Source organism: Fulvivirga aurantia (genome assembly GCF_009711475.1).
Lineage (GTDB): Bacteria > Bacteroidota > Bacteroidia > Cytophagales > Cyclobacteriaceae > Fulvivirga > Fulvivirga aurantia.
The window spans coordinates 1-3,092 of the sequence record NZ_SMMD01000479.1; the positions used below are offsets into that span (position 1 = coordinate 1).

The following is a 3,092-nucleotide window of genomic DNA, read 5'->3' on the forward strand; positions in this document are numbered from 1 at the left end:
CTGCAAAACCAAAGTGTACTTTATCGTAAGAAAACCCTTGACGGTGAGCCAGAGGTTTTTATAGATCCCAATAAATTTACAGAAGATGGTACCATCTCATTGGCAGGCACTAGCTTTTCTGATGATGGGTCATTGTTTGCATACCTCATTTCAGAAGGTGGTTCTGACTGGCGAAAGGCCATTGTAATGAAAGCCGAGAACAAAGAAATTGTTGGTGATACACTATATGATATTAAATTTAGTGGCCTGTCTTGGAAGGAAAATGATGGTTTCTATTATAGTAGCTACGATAAACCCAAGCAAGGCTCTGCTCTGTCTGGTAAGACACAATTTCATAAATTATACTATCACAAACTAGGTACTTTGCAGAGTGAAGATCAACTGATATTTGGTGGTGAAGACCAACCAAGAAGGTATGTCGGCTCTTACCTCACAGAAGACAATCGATTTTTAGTGATCTCAGCTGCAGAAAGTACAAGCGGAAACGAATTATATATCAAGGACCTATCTAAACCAAACAGTGAGATAGTACAAGTGGTAGCGGGCTTTGATAACGATCATTATGTATTGGCTAGTGTAGGTTCCAAGTTGCTGATAAATACTAACCTAGATGCGCCAAACAACCGTGTGGTTGAAGTAGATGCCTCAAACCCTGCGCCTGAAAACTGGAAAACATTTATTCCCGAAAGTGAAAATGTGTTAAGTGTCGCTACAGGGGGAGGTAAAATCTTTGCCAATTATCTCGTAGACGCCAAGACTGAGATTAAACAGTATAGCCTCGAAGGTAAGCTGGAACGGGAGATTGAATTACCCGGAATAGGTACGGCAACTGGGTTTTCTGGAAGAGAGCAGGACAAAACCATTTACTATTCTTTTACCTCATTCACTTATCCATCTTCAATTTTCGAATATGATATTGCAACAGGTAAATCTACTTTGTACGAGCAACCTGAGGTAGATTTCAATCCTGAAGACTACGAAACCAAACAGGTTTTTTATAAGAGTAAAGACGGTACTGAGGTGCCTATGTTCATAGTTCATAAAAAAGGCCTTGAGCTTAATGGTAAAAACCCTACGTACCTATACAGTTATGGCGGCTTTAATGTGTCGTTGAGGCCTAGCTTCAGTACTTCGCGTATTGTTTGGCTTGAGAATGGTGGCGTATATGCCCAACCAAACATCAGAGGTGGAGGAGAGTATGGCGAAAAATGGCACAAAGCAGGTACCAAAATGCAAAAGCAAAATGTGTTTGATGACTTTATAGCTGCTGGCGAATACTTAATCGAAAATAAATATACCTCAAGTGATTACCTGGCTATTGCGGGTGGATCAAATGGAGGTTTGCTAGTAGGTGCTACCATGACTCAACGTCCTGATTTGGCTAAGGTAGCATTTCCGGCTGTGGGCGTTTTAGACATGCTCCGCTATCATAAATTTACCGCAGGTGCCGGATGGGCTTCTGATTACGGCACTTCTGAAGAATCAAAAGAGATGTTCGATTACTTACTGGGCTACTCTCCTGTTCATAATCTTGAAAAAGGAGTAGCGTACCCGGCTACGATGGTAACTACTGCTGATCATGATGATAGGGTGGTACCGGCACATTCATTCAAATTTGCTGCAACGCTTCAGGAAAAGCACGAAGGTGATAACCCTGTTTTAATCAGAGTTGAGACAGATGCCGGCCATGGTGCCGGTACGCCAATCTCAAAAACCATAGAGCAAGAGGCAGATAAGTACGCTTTTGCCTGGTATAACATGGATATAATACCTCCTTTGGCCAAAAAAGATCAATAGCCATGAATATAAGACCCGGAAAAAAAGAAGACTTGCCGAGGGTATTAGAGCTGATTGTGGAGTTAGCCGAATACGAAAAAGCGGCCGATCAGGTAGAGAATACGGTAGCTCAAATGGAAAAGGATGGGTTTGGTGACAACTCAATTTACGGCCTATTTGTAGCAGAAGACGATGATAGTATCGTAGGGATTGCGATTTATTATTACAGATATTCTACCTGGAAAGGAAAACGAATGTATCTGGAAGATTTAGTGGTTTCCGAAAAACACAGAGGTAAAGGCACCGGTAAGCTCCTTTTCGATAAAGTGATCGAAAAAGGGCGTGAGGAAAATTGCACAGGTATGATGTGGCAGGTACTCGATTGGAACGAGCCTGCTATCAATTTCTACAAAAAATATTATAAAGCTCACCTCGATGGTGAGTGGATCAATTGTAGTATAGATTTAAACTAAAACCTGCTCTACAATAGGTAAATCAAATGACTCCTGAAGCTCCTGGCCGATGTCTTGCAAATACTCGTCATCTTCATGGTATCGCCAGATGACTTCAAAATTATGTCCCATGATGTGGTACTTGTTAATCTCCTCCAAAAGATAGATAAGCATACTATGAGATGAAGAGTTTAAATATTCAAACTCCAGCTCAATTATGTTTCGCGGCTGAGGATTGACCATATAGTTTCTAAACCAATCGGTCATAGCCTTTAGGTATGTAGAGGCATCAACCATATAAGATCTACCTGTAATCAGCATATGACCTTTAGCTGGGTCAAGTTTTACTAATGGAGAGTCTTCTGTTGGTTCAAGCAATAACGTTTTCATAAGTTTTGAGTCGTTTGAACTTATGAAAGTGCTAATTTTTCTGCCTGAGGTCTAATAAAAGCAGTTAAGAGGCCGATAAGGCAGTTAGTAAGCCGCTTTTGTCTTTAAATGGTATTTAGACTTGTTGTAATAAAGTGCGAAACGCAACATGCTTATTTAAAAAGCGGTCTCTGTGCTCTCGCACCAGAGGAGGAGCATGGTTGTCGAGGTAATTTACTACATCTTCTATGGTTTTTGCAAAGTACTGTATAGAGTAAGAGATGCTTTCCTCTTCATCCTGATTAAGTACTTTAAACATTTTGTATTCCACAAACATCTTAGTGGCCATTACATCCGGGATGTGCTTTTCTTTGATCCACTCTACCCACTCAGCCTCGATGTCCTTATCTATACCTACCGTTACATTGTATAAAACCATAATGCAATTTTACTTAATAAATGCCAAAAGTTCAGTGCAACCTAAGGGGAGAAGTC

The 3,092-nt window shown here is 40.7% G+C and carries 4 protein-coding genes; 2 read left to right on the top strand and 2 right to left on the bottom strand.

From position 1 onward, the window contains the following. On the top strand, positions 1-1,797 hold a 1,797-nt coding region (locus tag E1176_RS03290; RefSeq protein WP_155209151.1), incomplete at its 5' end, for a prolyl oligopeptidase family serine peptidase. 2 nt (positions 1,798-1,799) lie between these two features. Continuing rightward, positions 1,800-2,249, top strand: coding sequence for a GNAT family N-acetyltransferase (locus E1176_RS03295; protein WP_155209152.1), 450 nt, complete (start codon positions 1,800-1,802; stop codon positions 2,247-2,249). Here E1176_RS03295 and E1176_RS03300 read toward each other — a convergent pair. Continuing rightward, complete coding sequence (locus E1176_RS03300) at positions 2,241-2,618, bottom strand: DUF1987 domain-containing protein (RefSeq protein ID WP_155209153.1); 378 nt, start codon at positions 2,616-2,618, stop codon at positions 2,241-2,243. The genes E1176_RS03295 and E1176_RS03300 overlap by 9 nt on opposite strands. 115 nt (positions 2,619-2,733) lie before the next feature. Next, complete coding sequence (locus tag E1176_RS03305; protein WP_155209154.1) at positions 2,734-3,036, bottom strand: DUF4286 family protein; 303 nt, start codon at positions 3,034-3,036, stop codon at positions 2,734-2,736. Between the last annotated feature and the right edge of the window lie 56 nt (positions 3,037-3,092).